Origin of the sequence: Virgibacillus litoralis, assembly GCF_017873675.1 — a bacterium.
GTDB classification, from domain to species: Bacteria; Bacillota; Bacilli; order Bacillales; family Amphibacillaceae; genus Lentibacillus; species Lentibacillus litoralis.
Genome location: NZ_JAGGKK010000015.1, coordinates 20,110 through 38,291, shown reverse-complemented (window position 1 = coordinate 38,291; position 18,182 = coordinate 20,110). Strand labels below are relative to the sequence as shown.

The 18,182-nt window shown below is 37.5% G+C and carries 16 protein-coding genes; 5 read left to right on the top strand and 11 right to left on the bottom strand.

Translation table 11 applies throughout. The features are described from left to right. Position 1: 1 nt before the first annotated feature. Genes galE through J2Z82_RS13340 form a run of 3 tightly spaced genes read left to right on the top strand, consistent with a single transcriptional unit; the run spans position 2 to position 3,598 of the window. Positions 2–1,000, top strand: coding sequence for a UDP-glucose 4-epimerase GalE (gene galE / locus J2Z82_RS13350; protein WP_209481272.1), 999 nt, complete (start codon positions 2–4; stop codon positions 998–1,000). Beyond that, a complete protein-coding gene (locus tag J2Z82_RS13345; RefSeq protein ID WP_245251690.1) occupies positions 955–2,505 on the top strand; it encodes a UDP-glucose--hexose-1-phosphate uridylyltransferase in 1,551 nt (516 codons plus the stop codon). Before galE ends, J2Z82_RS13345 begins: the two co-directional genes overlap by 46 nt. 7 nt (positions 2,506–2,512) lie before the next feature. Continuing rightward, positions 2,513–3,598: an aldose epimerase family protein gene (locus tag J2Z82_RS13340; protein ID WP_209481271.1), complete on the top strand. Its 1,086-nt coding sequence runs from the start codon at positions 2,513–2,515 to the stop codon at positions 3,596–3,598. A gap of 53 nt (positions 3,599–3,651) precedes the next feature. Here J2Z82_RS13340 and J2Z82_RS13335 read toward each other — a convergent pair whose 3' ends face one another. From J2Z82_RS13335 to J2Z82_RS13285, 11 genes are all read right to left on the bottom strand, one after another. Further along, positions 3,652–4,635, bottom strand: a complete 984-nt coding sequence (locus J2Z82_RS13335) for an aldo/keto reductase (protein WP_209481270.1) — start codon at positions 4,633–4,635, stop codon at positions 3,652–3,654. Between the two features lie 80 nt (positions 4,636–4,715). Then, a complete protein-coding gene (locus J2Z82_RS13330) occupies positions 4,716–5,537 on the bottom strand; it encodes a carbohydrate ABC transporter permease (protein WP_209481269.1) in 822 nt (273 codons plus the stop codon). After that, a complete protein-coding gene (locus J2Z82_RS13325) occupies positions 5,537–6,391 on the bottom strand; it encodes a carbohydrate ABC transporter permease (RefSeq protein WP_390314511.1) in 855 nt (284 codons plus the stop codon). The genes J2Z82_RS13330 and J2Z82_RS13325 overlap by 1 nt, the downstream gene beginning before the upstream one ends. 168 nt (positions 6,392–6,559) lie before the next feature. Then, entirely contained in the window at positions 6,560–7,819 is a 1,260-nt protein-coding gene (locus J2Z82_RS13320; protein ID WP_209481335.1) for an ABC transporter substrate-binding protein, read from the bottom strand. A 121-nt stretch (positions 7,820–7,940) separates the two neighbouring features. Next, positions 7,941–9,350 (bottom strand): response regulator, encoded by a 1,410-nt coding sequence (locus J2Z82_RS13315; protein ID WP_209481268.1) that lies wholly within the window; start codon positions 9,348–9,350, stop codon positions 7,941–7,943. A gap of 11 nt (positions 9,351–9,361) precedes the next feature. Then, a complete protein-coding gene (locus J2Z82_RS13310; RefSeq protein WP_209481267.1) occupies positions 9,362–10,774 on the bottom strand; it encodes a sensor histidine kinase in 1,413 nt (470 codons plus the stop codon). Further along, entirely contained in the window at positions 10,771–11,760 is a 990-nt protein-coding gene (locus J2Z82_RS13305; protein ID WP_209481266.1) for a sugar-binding protein, read from the bottom strand. Before J2Z82_RS13305 ends, J2Z82_RS13310 begins: the two co-directional genes overlap by 4 nt. A 103-nt stretch (positions 11,761–11,863) precedes the next feature. Then, positions 11,864–12,865: a Gfo/Idh/MocA family protein gene (locus J2Z82_RS13300; RefSeq protein WP_209481265.1), complete on the bottom strand. Its 1,002-nt coding sequence runs from the start codon at positions 12,863–12,865 to the stop codon at positions 11,864–11,866. Between the two features lie 150 nt (positions 12,866–13,015). Beyond that, positions 13,016–13,927 (bottom strand): AEC family transporter, encoded by a 912-nt coding sequence (locus J2Z82_RS13295; protein ID WP_209481264.1) that lies wholly within the window; start codon positions 13,925–13,927, stop codon positions 13,016–13,018. A 58-nt stretch (positions 13,928–13,985) separates the two neighbouring features. Continuing rightward, positions 13,986–14,675, bottom strand: a complete 690-nt coding sequence (gene rpiA / locus J2Z82_RS13290; RefSeq protein ID WP_209481263.1) for a ribose-5-phosphate isomerase RpiA — start codon at positions 14,673–14,675, stop codon at positions 13,986–13,988. A 24-nt stretch (positions 14,676–14,699) separates the two neighbouring features. Continuing rightward, positions 14,700–15,476: a glucose 1-dehydrogenase gene (locus J2Z82_RS13285; protein ID WP_245251710.1), complete on the bottom strand. Its 777-nt coding sequence runs from the start codon at positions 15,474–15,476 to the stop codon at positions 14,700–14,702. A 196-nt stretch (positions 15,477–15,672) separates the two neighbouring features. Here J2Z82_RS13285 and J2Z82_RS13280 point away from each other — a divergent pair, with 196 nt between their 5' ends. Both J2Z82_RS13280 and J2Z82_RS13275 read left to right on the top strand, forming a co-directional pair. Further along, the gene (locus J2Z82_RS13280) at positions 15,673–16,524 is read left to right on the top strand and encodes a MurR/RpiR family transcriptional regulator (RefSeq protein WP_209481334.1); all 852 of its coding nucleotides are present in this window, start codon (positions 15,673–15,675) and stop codon (positions 16,522–16,524) included. Positions 16,525–16,665: 141 nt separating this feature from the next. Further along, entirely contained in the window at positions 16,666–18,168 is a 1,503-nt protein-coding gene (locus J2Z82_RS13275) for a gluconokinase (RefSeq protein ID WP_209481261.1), read from the top strand. Positions 18,169–18,182 lie beyond the last annotated feature (14 nt).

The window sequence follows — 18,182 nt, the reverse complement described above, 5'->3', positions numbered from 1 at the left end:
TATGAGTGTATTAGTCTTAGGTGGAGCAGGGTATATAGGATCCCATGCAACATACCAATTAATTGATCAAAAGGAAGACGTTATCGTCGTTGATAATTTGGAAACGGGATATCGTGGTGCAATACATCCTAATGCAAGGTTTTATCAAGGAGATTGCCGCAACATTGAATTTTTACGTGACGTATTTGCTAAAGAATCAATTGATTCCGTTATTCATTTTGCCGCAAACTCGTTAGTTGGTGAATCCATGGAAAATCCGCTCAAGTACTATGATAACAATGTCCATGGAACACAGGTTCTTTTACAAGTAATGGTCGAGAATGATGTTAAATTCATTGTATTTTCGTCAACAGCAGCAACTTATGGGGAAACGGATACCATTCCGATTACAGAAGAAGTCCCTCCTAATCCAACAAACGCTTATGGTGACACAAAACTCACCATGGAGAAAATGATGAAATGGTCTAGCCAAGCACATGACATTAATTATGTATCGCTGCGGTATTTTAACGTGGCCGGTGCAAGAGGATCAGGTGAAATTGGAGAAGCACATAACCCGGAAACCCATTTAATTCCGATAATTCTCCAGGTGGCTCTAAAACAACGAGAGCACATATCTATTTTTGGTGATGACTATAACACCCCTGATGGCACATGTGTCAGGGATTATATTCATGTAGAAGACTTGATTAACGCACATATACTAGCACTTGACTATCTGAAAGGTGGCGGGAGCAGTGATATTTTTAATTTAGGCAGCAGTCAGGGCTTCTCTGTAAAAGAAATGGTTGAAGCAGTTAAAGCGGTGACAGGTGAAGAAATCACAGTCAAAATCGAAGAGCGTCGCACTGGCGACCCAGGTAGGTTAATTGCTTCTTCACAAAAAGCAAAGGATTTACTTAATTGGAATCCAACCCAAACTTCAATAAACAAAATTATCCAGGATGCTTGGAAATGGCACCAAAGTCATCCCAATGGATACGAGGATGTGAAATCCTGATGACCGCAATCTATCAACTAATAAGTAACCTAATAGATGAATCTGTAAAAAATAGATTAATTGATACGACCGATAAAATTTATGCACAAAATATACTGTTGGACTTATTGCAGCTTGATTCCTATATCGAGCCAACAGCATCCACCCCAAACTATTCTATCCCTGATACTGTGGATGATATTGTTTCCTATGCAATTAATAAAAATATCATTACCGATATTCTAGCTGAAAAGGAAAAATTTGCAGCAAAGATTATGGATGTTTTTGTAGCAAGACCATCGATGATAAATGAACAATTCCAATCTAAGCTTGCTAATGATTCATCTAAATCAGCAACCAATTTTTTTTACGAGTTAAGTAAGAATAGTAATTACATTCAAATGAAACGGATAAAAAAGAATGTTCATTTCAAAGCAAACACCGCATTCGGACCAATGGATATTACCATAAATTTATCCAAACCCGAAAAGGACCCTGAACAACTCGAACTTGAACGCAGTAAAAAGGAGAAATCCAACTACCCTCTGTGTCCGCTTTGCATTGAAAATGAAGGCTATGCGGGTAGAATTGATCATGCAGCACGAGCTAACCATCGCGTTGTAAAAATTCCATTACAAAATGAAAATTGGTATCTGCAGTATTCGCCATATGTTTATTACAACGAGCACTGCATATTACTCGCAGAAGAACATCGAGATATGAAAATCAGCAAAAACACGTTTGAACGATTACTCGAGTTTGTTGAAACATACCCGCATTATTTCATGGGATCCAATGCGGACTTGCCAATAGTTGGTGGATCTATTTTAAGTCATGATCATTACCAGGGTGGCAATTACGAGTTTGCTATGACAAAAGCAAAAAGCCGGTTTGATTTTTCACTAGAATACTATACGTCTGTCAGTGGATCCTTCTTATACTGGCCCATATCTGTTATCCGACTGCAAAGCATTGATAAAAATGAACTAATTGATGCAGCAAATCACATTCTGACTACATGGAAAAACTATACAGATGAGGATGCTGGAATACATCCATTCACTAATAATGTGTCACATAATACCATTACACCTATAGCGCGAATCCGTGACGGAAAATATGAACTCGACCTTGCATTAAGGAATAATCGAACAACTGCTGAACATCCGATGGGTATTTTCCACCCGCATGCTGATGTACACCACATTAAAAAAGAGAATATCGGCTTAATCGAAGTCATGGGATTAGCAGTACTTCCCCCTAGATTAATTGATGAATTAAATGAAATTAAAAAACATCTTCTAGGCGAACCATCCAATATAGCAGATTATCATCAAGCATGGGCAAAAGAAATAAAAGCTGCATACGGTGAGCAGACTGACAAGAATATGATAAATAGCATTATGGAGAACGAACTGGGAAAAAAGTTCGTTAACGTGCTTGAGCATGCAGGTGTTTTCAAACAAGATTCATCGGGAGAAAATGCCTTTAAACGTTTTATTCAATCTTTAAATAAAAGGAAATGAGTTACTTATGAAAATTACAACACAACATATAAACCCTAACGAACATATAACATGGCAGCTCTACACGCTTTCCAATGATAATCAAATGGAAGTAAGCATTCTTAATTATGGAGGGACCATAACAGAAATACGAACTCCAGACCGTAATGGAACTATCGAAAATGTTGTGCTTGGCTTTAATAATTACCAGGACTACATAGAAAATCCCGCATTTTTTGGTGCAATTATTGGACGAGTCGCTGGAAGAATAAAAGATGCTGCTTTTCAGGCAGATAACCAATTGTATAAACTAACAGCTAACGACGGAGATAACCATTTACATGGTGGAACAACAGCATTTCATCATGCTTTATGGGAAACGAGTCCCTTTGAGACAGACACATCTGTTGGTGTAAAGCTTTCACATAAGAGCCCTGACGGGGATGATGGTTATCCCGGGAATGTACATGCCGACGTTACCTATGAACTTAACAATGAAAACCAATTGATAATTACGTATGACGCAACAACCGATAAAACGACTCCGTTGGCACTTACAAATCATACATATTTTAATTTAAGCGGAGATTTAAAGGAAACAGTAGAAAATCACATTGTAACAGTAGCAAGCAACCGTATTGCAGCATTAAATGATAACTTTATTCCTACAGGTAAAAAACTTAATGTTGAACGTACACCTTTTGATTTCACTTCAGGCCGGAACATTAAAGACGGAATAAATTCGAGCCATCTGCAAAATAAGATAGTTGGAAACGGATATGATCACTACTTTTTTTTAGAGAAACAAAATCACTCAGATGTAACTGTAAAAGAGAAAAAAAGCGGACGGACACTAACAGTTAACACGGATGAACCAGGAATGGTTATGTATACATCCAATAACCTTGGAAATGGCCTTAAACTTAAAGAAGGAATGTCAGAAAGGTATTTAGGACTCTGCCTGGAAACACAAAAACACCCAGCATCACTACTATATGACGACTTCCCATCAATCCTTTTGCACCCTGAAGAAAAATATCATTCAAGTACGAAATTCACATTCGAGGTGCCTGTCACTTCCCGTTTTTTGGCTAAAATTGGCGAAAATAATTAGCAACTGATAAAGATAGGGAACTTATCCAATACTGGCTAAGCTCCCTACAATTTTTAATAAACTCCCCGTATATGTCCATGTACCTCTTGACGATAAAATGATGCCAGCCTCTCAAGTTCTTCGGTTGAATATCCTTTCACATCAAGTGCTTGTAAATTATCCTCTACTTGATCCACATTTTTGAATCCCGGAATAACACTGGAAACTTCTTTATGTTCTAAAATCCATTTCAGTGCCGCACGAGTCATAGTACCCCTGCCATCTTCAATCCAATCTAGCTCCCGGCTGAGCTCAACTCCTTTATTAAACTCAAGTCCAGCAAACGTTTCACCAACATTAAACGCCTGACCATCCCGATTAAAATTACGGTGATCATCCGCTTCAAATGTTGCATCTTCACTAAACTTTCCGGTAAGCAGGCCGCTTGCCAATGGCACACGAGCAAGGATACCTATCCCTTTATCGTAAACTTTTGGAAATAGTTCCTCTAAAGACTTCTGACGAAAAATATTAAAGATAACCTGTAATGTACTTGCATTTGTATGTTCCAAGCAATATAACCCTTCTTCAACTGTCTCGACACTTACGCCGTAATAGCGAATTTTCCCTTGTTTCTTTAATTTTTCTAATGCCTCAAACACACGGCCATCCTTGAGAATTTCCATTGGCGGACAATGAATTTGATACAAATCAATCTGATCACGATTCAATCTTCTTAAGCTGTTCTCACAGTACTCTGCTACACGCTCCATGGAATAGTTTTTCGGGTCATGAATATCACCGGCGCGGCAAAATTTCGTAGCAATGTGAATGGAATCCTCCCTTCCCTTTGTTGCCTTTGCTAAAAGCTCCTCACTATGACCATCGCCGTATACATCTGCGGTATCAAAGAAATTCACACCTTTATCCATCGCTCGGTCCAAAGCATGTAAAGCATTATCATCGTTAAGTTTCCCCCATGCACCACCAATAGCCCATGTACCAAAACTTAACTCACTTATCTTTAAGTCTGTATTTCCTAGTTGACGATATCTCATGACTTTCCACCTCCATCCATATTATAAAGAAGTTTTTAAACTGCCTAAATGTAAAAAAACGAGAAGTAACTGGAATCAGTTCACCCTTTCACTGATCCTGCCAAAAGTCCGCGAACAAAGTATTTCCCTAAAAAAATGTAAACTAATAATGTTGGCAGAGCTGCTAGTAATGCCCCGGCCATCTGCACGTTCCATTGGACAATTTGACTTCCGGAAAGGTTTTGCAAAGCAACCATAATTGGCTGATTATCTGATGTTGTAATAGTTACTGCAAATAAGAATTCGTTCCAAATATTTGTGAACTGCCAAATCGCCACAACGACAAACCCGGTAATGGATAACGGAATAATTATGTGTCGGAATATACCAAGAAAGTTCGCACCATCTATTTTTGCGGCCTCAATCATCTGATCAGGAATATTCGCATAGAAGTTCCGGAACATTAAAGTTGTTATTGGCAATCCATAGACAACATGTACAAGTATTAGTCCTGGAATAGTATTATATAAATCGATAGTACGTAAAAATTGTATCATTGGTATTAAGATACTTTGATATGGAATAAACATTCCAAACAGAATAAACGTAAAAATTGTATCTGCCCCTCTAAATTTCCATTTAGAAAGCACATATCCATTCATCGCTCCTAACAATGCGGATAACAATGTTGCTGGTACAACAAGATAGATACTATTTAATAGGTTAGGTGCTAGTTCTGTAAACGCCCTCACATATGAACTGAAATCTATGGATGTTGGTAAAGCCCACATGCTCTCTAGTGATACTTCATCTAAAGGCTTCAAACTCGTGACAAGTATTACATAGATTGGCATTAAAAATATTACTGCTAGAAAAATTAATATAAAATATTTTAATACTTTCCCAATATTAAGTGCTGCCATTAATTATCACCCTTTCTACTATTCCAAAGATACGGAACAATAAATATTGCTACTAAAAGTAACATGATAATTGCTATAGCAGCCCCATTCGCATAATAGTTTCCTCTGAATGTTGTTTCGAACATATAAACACCAGGAACATCCGTAACGAAATTTGCTCCGGAACCGGTCATGGCATAAATTAAGTCAAATATTTTCAGAGAAATATGGGCCATGATAATAATGACACTCATCGTAATCGGCATTAACATTGGAAGAATAACTCTGCGAAATATTTGAAATTCGCTCGCACCATCTATTCTGGCAGCTTCCCGCAGTTCATCCGGAATACCACGTAATCCGGCTAAATACATTGCTAACGAAAAACCTGTCATCTGCCAAACTGCAGCAATAACGACTGCAATAATGGCTACAGGCAAACCGAACTCAATACTCCCCCATTCATAACCGGCGAGAATGTTTGTATCAGTGTACCATTTCGGTTTAATTCCAAATACACTCAAGAACTGATTAAATCCAGTTGATGGGTTTAAAAGCCATTGCCATACAACACCTGTAACTACAAAGGATAGCGCCATTGGAAACAAGAAAATATTTCGAAAAAAGGATTCCCCTTTTAGCTTTTGATCTAGTAGAACTGCTATCCCCATACCTAATATTATAACGAACCCAATAAATAGAATTGTAAAAAACAAGGTATTTCGCAAGTCAGATTGAAAACGGAAATCATTAAACAGATAGATATAGTTTTTCAAGCCCGCAAATGAAAAATCCGGTACAAGCGAGTTCCAATTACTTACCGATACATACCCTGTCCAACCAATAAATCCATATACAAAAATAAAAATTAACATAACGGACGGAATTAAAAACGCAATAGCTGTCCACTGATCCTTTGATAATTTCCTATTACGTTTTTGCTTTACTTCCTCCAAATTAATACCCTCCTCACATCGAGGTTTCATGTTGTAAAGAAAAAAGGCTGCCAAATTATATGAGGCAGCCTCAAATCTGCTAAATTATTACATTTCCGGCGCTGCGCTCTCTAGTGCTTGAACAAACGCGTCTACATCGCGTTGTGTTACAAAGATGTTTACAGCTTGATTTACTTTCGTTAAAAACCCTTCTGATGCTGCAGAACCATGTGCAAGACTTGGAACTAATCGTGCTTCCTGGAAGTCAGCCATTGTATCTTTACCATATTGATCATAGTTAGATTCGTCAGCATCTACACGTGCTGGAATTGAACCTTTTAATGGGTTAAATGCATCCTGACCTTCCACAGAGCCTAAAACTGAAAGAAATTTCTTAACATCATCAGGATTATCTATCCCTTTTGGCAATCCGAATGTGTCAGTAATTACAACAAACTCACCGTCAGTAGCAGGGAACTCAAAGTAACCAAAGTCCTTATTAGTTTCCAACTCTAAGTCATTCGCAAAATATCCTTTTGCCCAATCACCCATGTTAATCATTGCCGCATCACCATTTGCAACTAACTGACCTGAATCTTGCCAGTTACGTGATGCGTGGTCTTCATTTACATAATCAAGCATTTTACCAAATTTCTCTGTTGCTTCTACGACTCGCTCGTCGTCAAAGCCAAATTCACCTTCAAAAAGTTTCTTATAATCGTCAGGTCCTAAAACACCTAATAGAACATTTTCAAAAATCTGAGTCGCTGTCCACGATTCTTTGTCCCCTAAAGCTATTGGGTCAACGCCCGCAGCTTTTAACTCATCTGCTACTTCAAAAAACTCATCAAATGTTGTTGGTACCTCAATTCCGTTATCCTCGAACACTTGCATGTTATAAAACATTACGTTTCCACGATGGATATTTACTGGTACTGAATAAATGTTGCCATCTTTACTGACCAAGTCAATTAATTCCTGTGGAAATTTATCCATCCAGCCATTTTCTTCATAAAAGTCGTTTAGTGGCTGCATTTTATCTGCTGCAACCCAGCCTTCGTTCAATTCATCTCCACCGTGAACCTGGAAAGTTGATGGCGGATCGTCACCTTGCATTCTAGTTGCAAGTACTGCTTTCGCATTCGTGCCTGCCCCACCAGCTACAGCAGCATTTTCAACTGCAATATCCGGATGTTCTTCTTCAAACAAATCAATTAAGGCTAACAGGCCATCTTCTTCACCAGCACCTGTCCACCAGCTAAAGATCTCTACTTCTTTAGCACTCTCTCCACTATCAGAATCGCCATCAGAACCAGATGATTCTGAACTGCATGCCGAAACAACAAGTGCCAACGCTAAAAGAAACATAATTCCATATAATTTCTTCACAAATAAATCCCCCTTTTCATTGATAACGCTTTCATACCTAATTGTAAAAAAATCTGGGTGTGTACAGGAATTTAATTACAGCACTTTTTTACTATTACCTTCACTTTTTAAAGATTTCGTGTTGAAAATGCTTAGGGGACATCTGATAATACTTTTTAAAAACCCTGCTAAAATAATTAGGATCATTATAACCAACCATATAGCTTATCTCTTTCAATGAATAGGAATTTTCCTGAATTAAATCTTTTGCTTTTTCCATACGAAGTTTCGTCACATAATCTATAAATGTATGCCCAAGCTCCTGCTTAAATACATTGGAAAAATAATTAGGGCTTAAATCGACATATGCTGAAGCTTCCTCCAACGTCACTCCATTGCAATAATTCTCCTCAACAAATGTCTTAGCTTTTGCAATGTACTGTTTGGATTGATAGTATTCCTGTAAATTCATACAACAAATCGTAATAAATGTATGCCAGTCATAAGGTGAGTTCAATTCAGATATAGAGCTGTCAGGGATCGAAATATCCCGTTCTTCCAGCATTTGTCTTATATTAAAATAGATTTCTTCCAGGTCACTGGTTGTAAAATCTTCCTCGTTAAAAATATCCACAGCATCTCGGTCATTACCTTTTCCAATCTCTGCAAGAAGACGTGTTATAATCTCTTTTCTATCATTCTCTTTTTCTCTTGGAAAACCGTAGTTCCGCTTTTTCACTTTATTTAACTGGTAGCTGGCAGTAAGTGCTTCTTGATATGATCTTGGGAAATTTTCAAGGGATTCACATGGATATCCTGCTCCAAGAAAGCAATTCTCCCCAATTTCCAATTGAATCCCACGAGCTACAGTTAGTACCTCTGCTTTTTCAATATTCTGCGTCACCAAAACGCAAATAGAGAGTCGCTCTTCAGTCATGTTAAACATAAAAGGATGCCTGATATGCTTTTCCAATATACGTTCAACTATGTCTTCATCTACAAGTCCATTTAACTGTGCAACCAAAAAATACCCACTTTGCATTTCGGGATAATACATCTTCTGTATGTCATAGGCATCCTCTGCAACCGGATGATGCATCAATTTTGTAAATAAACGCTCTTTAAATAACTGTCTCTTTTCGTCCAGTTGTTCACGTTCATGCAGAATTTCTTTTTTAACACGGAGTATTGCCCGCACAATTTCCTCTTTTTTTCCGGGCTTTAAAATATACTCCTTTATCCCATAGTTCATGGCCTGTTTTGCATAACCGAAAGAATCATAAGCAGATACCAGGATAAACTTTATTGAAGGGTAATGCTTGGTAATCTCTTTAATCGCCTCCAAACCATTTATCCCCGGCATCTTTATATCCATAAAAATAATATCAGGATTCGTTGTTTCTGCTAGTTCGATTGCCTTTCTCCCATTCTGTGCTTCTCCAACAATATGCATATCAGTAAAATTACTTTCTATAAACTTTTTCATCACTTTTCGTTCAAGCAATTCATCCTCAGCAATTAAGACGCGCATTATATCCCCCCTTACTCCATAGGCAGAAATAATCGAATTGTCGTTCCTTTCCCTATATCCGACTCTATTTCCACGACATGCGTATTTTGATAGAAAAGCTGCAGACGGCGGATAACATTAGTCAATCCTATGCCAGTTGAGTGACCTACATGCTCCGGTTGTTTCATTAATGAAACGAGTTCATTCACTTTTTCCTGCTCCATTCCAACTCCATCATCGCTAACTTCAACAATAATATCAGCATCACGTTGATAGATACGCAGTTTAATAATGCCACCATCTTCTTCTCCTTCAATACCATGAATAAACGCATTCTCTACTAACGGTTGAAGGGTTAAACGAGGAACTTTCACATCCAGGCATGTTTCATCCACATCTAAATTAAAAATGATTCGTTCGGAAAAACGCGTTTTTTGAATATGAAAGTAATCTTTGACAACATCTACTTCATCCGCTAAAGCAACGCTGCTTTCAATTTCACCTAAACTATGACGAAGAAGTTTTGCTACAGAATCAATCAGCGATGACGTTGATTTGGCATCTTCTAGATAAGCCATTTTAGATATTGTATTTAATGTATTAAATAAAAAATGTGGATTAACCTGATTTTGTAAATGCTTTAGCTCCATTTCCTTAAGCAGCCGGTCCAACTCTGATTGGTCCTTTATTTCCTCAACTAATTCATGGATATTTGTCCGCATGTGATTAAACGTATCACCAAGTAATTTCAATTCATCATTCGACTGAATTTTGATTGGTTCACCTAACAAATCTCCCTTGGAAACCTCCTTTGCTGCACGAGACAGGTCTCCAACCGGACGTGTTATCCCCTTCGAAAACCAAAGTGCAAAAAAGACTGCGATCATACTCGTTGTAACAAAAAGAAAAATAGTAAATAGCAAAAAGTTATTATTACGTAACTGTAAATCTTCATAGAATGATTTATAAGCAGTCATTTCTAAATCCATCATTTCCAATGTGGATTCCTGAATGTATCCTGATGCATTTCCGGTTTCCTCCAGATGAAAAAGGTATTGTTCGATGTCATCCTTTATTACAAATCCAACCGTAAGTTCACTTTCATGAATAAATGTTTCAATTAAATTAGTGTAGTTTTTCATTTCTATTTTTTCTATATAGTAAAAGGTAGATTCCAGCTTCCCTTTTTCCTCTTGAAGCTGTTTTTTTGTATCATAATAATTCACCGCATTTTCTGCTTCCGATTCAGTTACATATGTTTTGGTATATGTATATAAGTCTTTGGTCTTTTCTGAAATAGAATTCAACAATAAAAATCTCTGAAAGCTTTTGTTATAGGCGTTTGTTAAATCATTTGAACTGATAAAAATAGAAATTGCTGTTACCTGAAATAGCAGCACAAATACAAAGAAGTAAACGATTAGCTTTCCACGGATTGTCTTCATTTGATTCCACCATTTTGAAACCCTTTCAAGTCCTGTTTCTCGAGAATTCTCGTTTCAGTATAGACTTCACTATTCAGCATTCCTTCACCTTGAAGTTCCATCATAACTTCTACTGATTTATATCCCATTTCTTTTGGGTACTGTGCAATAGTTGCATCAATCTTATTTTGACGAATCAAAGCAAGCGTATCTGGCAGAACGTCAAACGCAGTGATATAAATATCTTTCCTGGATGCTATTTCATTAATTCCTTGTACCATACCAATCCCATCTAGGGCACTTGTGCCAACTAATGCTGTTATCGACGGATAGTTTTTAAGCAGCGAGTAGGTGGCTTGAGTCGCACCTACTTCAGTTATATTGGACTCCTTAATATCAACAATATGAATACGTTCTTCAGCTTTAAATGCTTGTTTCAAGCCCTCTAGCCTCTCCTGCTGGTTTATCGCATCAAAACGGCCGGTAATAATTCCAACATACTGTTCGCCAGTTGTATTTTCGATAATAGTCTTCCCAGCCAGCTGACCAGCATAGAAATTATCAGTTCCTACATATACATTTCGTTCACTGCTTTTCACATCTGTGTCGACCGTGATAATCGGTATTCCACGTTCAATTGCCTTATGTACTAAATCGACAAATCGATCCCCTTCAACACCTTGTGTAAGGATTCCATCAACTTTTGCAGAAATCATTCGGTCCAGTAATTTCAACAATTCGTCATTGTCAGCTTTTTGCGGTGCCATATATTCCAAATAAATATTATTTTCCAAAGCAGCATCTTTGGCGCCTTCTTCAATTAAACGCCAGTAATCGTTTTCAATCTCTTCAGCAATTAATGCAAAATGATAGGTATAATCATCTGACTCTACTTTTTCTGCTTCTATATAAAATGCCTTATAACCATAAATCAGCATACCAACAAAACTAATGACAAATAAAACACCGCTCAACGTATAAATTAAAAATCTGGAGTTACTGTTCATACTGTCACCTACTTACGAATTATGTTTCTATCTTACCATGGAGCAGTTAAAATAATAATACCCTAATTTGCTAAAAATCCGACAAATTAGGGTTTATATAAACTTAAGATATTTCGATTAGACGACCTTGCTTGATTGATTCATAGCAAGCATCAATCACACGCATATTATTTATCGTATTATTAAAATCATGATACAACTCAGTTTTTTTGTCTATAATTGCCTGTGACAAATGCTCCACCTGACTGCGGTATTGATCGCTATTCACTGTTTCAGTTCGTTGCACATTTCCCTTCTCAACAATCACTAACCCATCGCCACCTTTATTATCTGGACGATATGCTCTAGGAACTTTAATTTGTCCCTCTGTTCCGACAACCTCGTATTCACTCCGATGTGCCAAATTAAAACTAGAATCAAATATTGCTCGTACTCCATTTGGAAATGTCATATATCCAACTGCATCAGTTTCCACTCCATACACAGGGTCAACCGCAGCATGCACTTGAACAGTGTTCGGTTCAGACCGAAGTATATTCCTAATTGAATGGATACCATAACAGCCGATATCATAAATACTGCCGCCACCCTTTTGATTACTCATACGGATATTATTTTCCTTTTTGGCAAGGTAAAACGAAAAAGCAGCACGCATCAGTTTCACTTCACCAATCTCACCAGAGTCAATTATCTCTTTTACACGATTGTGCTGAGAGTGAAAATGATACATAAATGCTTCCATGAAAAGAACGCCATGCTCATCACAAACTTTCTTCATTTCCAAAACATCATTGGAATTTATCGCTGCTGGTTTCTCACATAAAATATGTTTACCTTTCTTAGCAGCCTCAATTACCCACTGTTTATGTAAATGGTTTGGCAATGGAATATAAACAGCGTCAATATTCGAGTCATCCAACAGCTTATCATAGCCATCGTACGCAGTTGGGATACTGAATTTTTCCGCTACCCTTTCGGCCTTTGTAATGTCACTTCCACTAGCTATAGCAGTCACCTCAGCATTTTCCGAACGCAAGAAAGCAGGTAAAAGTGCTTTTTGTGCAATATTTGCTGTGCTTAAAACACCCCAACGAATTTTTGACATAAAAACTCCTCCTGTATGAATAGTTGCAATCTTTTATTAATTATACATGAAATTGTTCCGACAGCAAAAATGTTCAAAAGTCGAAAAAACAGTCAATCTGTCATTTCCCGGGAAATAACAAGAAGATTGTTGTTTAATGGAATCTAGCAATCAACTAATTACATTCATCAGAATCCATAATAAAAAGAAGGTAATCAGGATCGTCAAATTGGATACAGTTCCGATAAATCTTTGGTCATAGTTAAATTCAACAGAATAAGGCAAAACCGACACTGATACTGGTAACATCAGACCAATAAGGACAGTATATTTAAACATATCATCATAAGGTAATATATAAAAGAGTGATATACCAACAGTTAAGCCAAGTACATACCTAATGGTTAGGACTTTCATAATGAGTGTATAGTAACTTTTATCAAACTTAAAATTTAAATAAATACCTAGTAGCAGAAACGATAGAGGCATGTTTGCTACGGAAACTATCCCGGAAACATTTATAACCATTTCTGGGAGCTGAACACTTATTATATTCAATCCACAAACAATAATATAAGTCATTAATGGGATTGAACCCGTTAACTTCCTCATGATTACACCTAGACTAAGCTCTGCCTTATCGGATGAATAATAGCTGCCAATTAGATATAGTAGACCGAACACGATAAATGCATTACCAACATCAAACATCCCAAAATATTTAATACCTTCTCTTCCCCATATCCCTTCAACGAGTGGATATGCAAACAAGCCAATATTGAAGCCTGGCACCAACATTCCTAGCATACCCTTATTTTCTCTGCTTTCCTTTTTAAATATAATAATAGATACAAAAGCCGAAAGTAGTCCATAACAAAAGGCTATACCTATAAGAAGAAATAAGGAAGATTCAATCTTAATGTCACTAAAAGACACAATAATTAATGCCGGGAGAGTCAGATTGAATATTATTCTCGCTAAACCTTCTCCATCTTTTTCCTTTATTATATTAAATCGTTTAAGTGTATAACCCAGTGCTATGATTATTACGGCATACAAAAATTGCTCATTAAAGCCAGACATTATGTAGTTCACCCTTAGTTATGTATAGTTATATTGTTTCATCATTCATTAAAAAGCACTAGAAATCATTCACATGAGTTCTAATTCCATTATCACTTCCAATAATAACGCGATCCACCATGCCCACAAATAAACCAGTTTCCACAACCCCGGTCAGTAGTTTTAACTTTTCATGCAATCTGATTGGTTGGGGAATTTTTTCGAAACTGCAGTCTAAAATATAATTATTATTATCGGTAATAAATATTTCATTGTTACTTTTTTTTCGTAAATAGGGAACACAATTTAACTGAGAGATATGTTTTGCGGTTAGTTCCCACCCAAACTGGACCACTTCAACAGGTAATAAAAAATCTCCCAGTCCAGAAACCAATTTAGATTCGTCTGCTATTATGATAAGCTCTTTCGCAACAGAATCAACTATTTTTTCCCTAACGAGTGATCCGCCTCCACCTTTTAGCAGAGATAAGTCGTCATCTATTTCATCAGCCCCATCAATAGCCAAATCAATTTCAAGTACGTTTGTAAAGTCAGTTAACGGAATGCCGTATTCCCTTGCTAATTTTTCCGTTTTAACTGAAGTTGGTATACCTTTGATATCCAATCCATCTTTAACGCTTTCTCCAAGCTTTTTAAGCATCCAGTCAATAGTTGACCCAGATCCCAAACCTACAGTCATTCCGTTTTTAATATATTTAACAGCTTCTTCAGCGACCTTTTTTTTATTCTTGTCAATTTGATTTAGCATATATATCACTCCTGGTCTAAAAGATTAACGGCCCAGCCACCCGCCGTCCACTGCTAACAAATGGCCATGAATATATGCTGACGCCTCTGAAGCAAGAAATACTGCAGTACCCTTAAAATCTTCTGGATTGCCCCAACGATCTGCAGGTATTCGATCAAGTATTTGTTTGCTTCTAACTGGATCATTTATTAAAGCCGTATTCATGTCTGTTGCTATATAGCCTGGAACAATTGCATTTACATTTACGTTTTCTTTTGCCCACTCATTTGAAAGTGCCTTAGTTAGTTGGGCTACCGCCCCTTTGGCCGCAGCATACGCAGGAACTGTTATCCCACCTTGAAATGAGAGTAAAGATGCGACATTAATAATCTTCCCACTGCCTTGTCTAACCATGTACCGTCCGGCCTGCTGGCATAAAGTCCATACAGTTTTAAGGTTGATATTTAAAACATCATCCCAATCTTGCTCAGTGAATTCGATGGATGGTGAGCGACGTTGTATCCCAGCACTATTTACTAAAATATCAATTCTCCCATAAAGGGCAACAACTTCAGGAATAGCATTTTTAACTTGGGCTGGGTTCTCTAAATCACAGGCTATAATCTTACACTGCCGGCCTGTAGTTGCTTCAATTTCTTCCTTAACATCTGTTTGTTCGGGGTTTCGCTGTAAAAGCGCGATATCTGCACCTGCATCTGCTAAGGCCAAAGCCATTGATCGGCCAATTCCTCTTGTCGCCCCTGTAACGACTGCAATCTTTCCACTTAACTGAAATAAATTTACCACGAGAATCCCCCTCATTTTTTGGAACCTGAGTATCATAATACTTCCTAGATGCGAGCTACCTATGTTTGTATAATTCTAATGATAATCGAGTTAGATGATAAATGAAAGAAAAAAATTTTCATCTTTTCTCTTTATTTTAAACTTATTTTCATATAAGATTATAATTAAACGCATACATACAAATTAAGGAAGTGGGTTATTAGTGAATACAATTACTCCAGCCACAAACGTCTTAAATAGAATCCGGTCAGCTTATAGTTCTTTTAGTGAAAAAGAAAAACTAGTTGCAGACTACATCCTTGATAAACCAGAAAAAATTATTCATGCGACAATTAATCAGGTTGCAGATGATTTGATGATAGCAGACGCTACTGTTTTTCGCTTTTGTAAACGGTTAGGCTTTAAAGGATACCAATCACTTAAAATTGTGTTAGCTTCTGAAATAGTCAATCCCATCAAAGATATCCACGAGTCAATAAATGAAAATGATTCAGAGCTGGAAGTTACCAAAAAAGTATTCCAGTCAAATATAAAAGCAATCGAATATACAAGAGATTTACAATCGCAGGATTCTATCCAGCAAGCAGTAGCCTTTCTGACAGAAGCCAATAATCTAAGCTTTTACGGAAATGGCGGTTCTGGGATTGTCGGCTTAGATGCACAGCATAAGTTTATAAAGACTGGCCTGATTAGCCAGGCCTATACGGACAGTCACTTACAGCTCATGTCTGCATCTCAATTAAATGAACAATCTGTTGCCATATTTATTTCACACTCTGGTTCCAATAAAGATTTACTCGACGTAATTGAAGTGGCAAAGAAGAGGAATGCCAAAACAATAGGAATTACCAACTTTGCCAAATCGCCACTAAGCAAAGTGGTTGATATTACTCTGTTTACTGCCGCACAGGAAACGGAGTATCGATCAGAGGCACTTGCATCACGAATTGCTGAGTTAAGTATTATCGATGCCTTATATGTCAATTACTGCCTGCAAAAAAAGGATCAAACAAAAGAGTCCTTATCCAAAATGCGTGATGCAATTTCAAGCAAACGATTATAAGCAAAGAAAGGTAAGGGTTCCCTACTGAAAGGCACTAGGCAATGGACGCTGGATGTAGGGACATGACGTGACTACTACGTAATCAACATAAATAACTGCAAACATGTTATCAACTTTTACTTACGAAAAGGAGAATTAAGCATGTCCTCTTATATTATAGGGCTTGATATAGGTACTACGAGCGTCAAAGCTTTAATGTTTGATTACAGTGGGAAGATTATAGCTGAACACGAAAAGAAATACCCTATCCTTTATCCTGCTTTAAATTGGGCTGAACAAGAACCTCTTGAAATTGAAATAGCAGCTATCCACGTTTTAAAAACAGTAGTAATAGAATCCAATATCCCAAAAAAACAACTGAAGGGAATTGGAATCTCTTCAGCTATGCACTCACTGATATGCGCCACAAACGATGGAGAGCCTCTCTCAAACTCTATTATTTGGGCTGACTCACGAAGTCAAAATCAGGCAGATCACCTTAAACGAACAAATCCGGATTTATTCTTTAAAACAGGTACTCCTCTTCATCCGATGACACCTCTAGCAAAACTGGTCTGGATGAAAGAGCTAGCTTGGCCGCCTTACAAAGACGCCAACAAATATATTTCTATTAAAGAATTTCTTGTAAAGCGATGGTTTAATGAAGAAGTGGTTGATTATTCCGTAGCAGCTTCAACTGGTTTATTTGATGTGGAGAAATTAGATTGGAATGAAGAAGCACTTACCGAAGCCGGCATAACAGAAGACAACCTCTTCTCGCCGGTTCCGCCTACTTATCTATTAAAGGGATTAAAATCTAGTATTGCTGAAGAGATTGGCCTTGACCAACAAATTCCTTTTACAATTGGAGCATCTGACGGGCCCTTAGCCAATTTAGGTGTAGGAGCGTTAAAACCTGGTGATACCGCAATCACAATTGGAACTAGTTGTGCCATCAGACAGTTTACAGCCAAACCACTGTTAGATAAAAAAGAAGAAATCTTCACCTATCGATTCGATTCGAAATCATGGATAACTGGGGGCGCCTCGAATAACGGAGGGATTGTTTTAGCTTGGCTCCAGTCTTTATTTAGCTCGGAAGGTGTCGAACTTTCTTTGGAAGACATGAGTCAACTGGCAGCATGCTCGCCGCCCGGATCTAATAATTTATTATTCCTTCCATACATTACAGGGGAAAGAGCTCCTATCTGGGACTCACAAGCCAAAGGAACCTTTATTGGCCTTACCTCTACCCATCAAAAAGGTGATTTAATTAGAGCAGCTATGGAAGGTGTCATTCTTAATGTCTACCAAATTGGACAAGCGCTGGACAGACTAGGTAATCAACATGTAAATCTTTTTGCAAATGGCGGCTTCAGTCATTCTGATATTTGGGTCAGTATTCTTGCCGACATTTTCGGAAAACCCGTACATTTACCTGAGAGTCATCAAAGTTCAGCTTGGGGTGCTGCTTGGTTAGCTTTATTCAGCCTCAATGAGGTTCCTTCCCTTTCGGATATTAAAAAGGTCGTTCCAATGAAGGATACGATAGAGCCTAACTTAAACAACCATCAATTCTATAAACGTTTATATGAGATATTCAAAGACGTTTATGGACAAATTAATACAACTTATACCAGGTTGGATAACCTGCAAAGGAATTAATAGTTTTACAGATT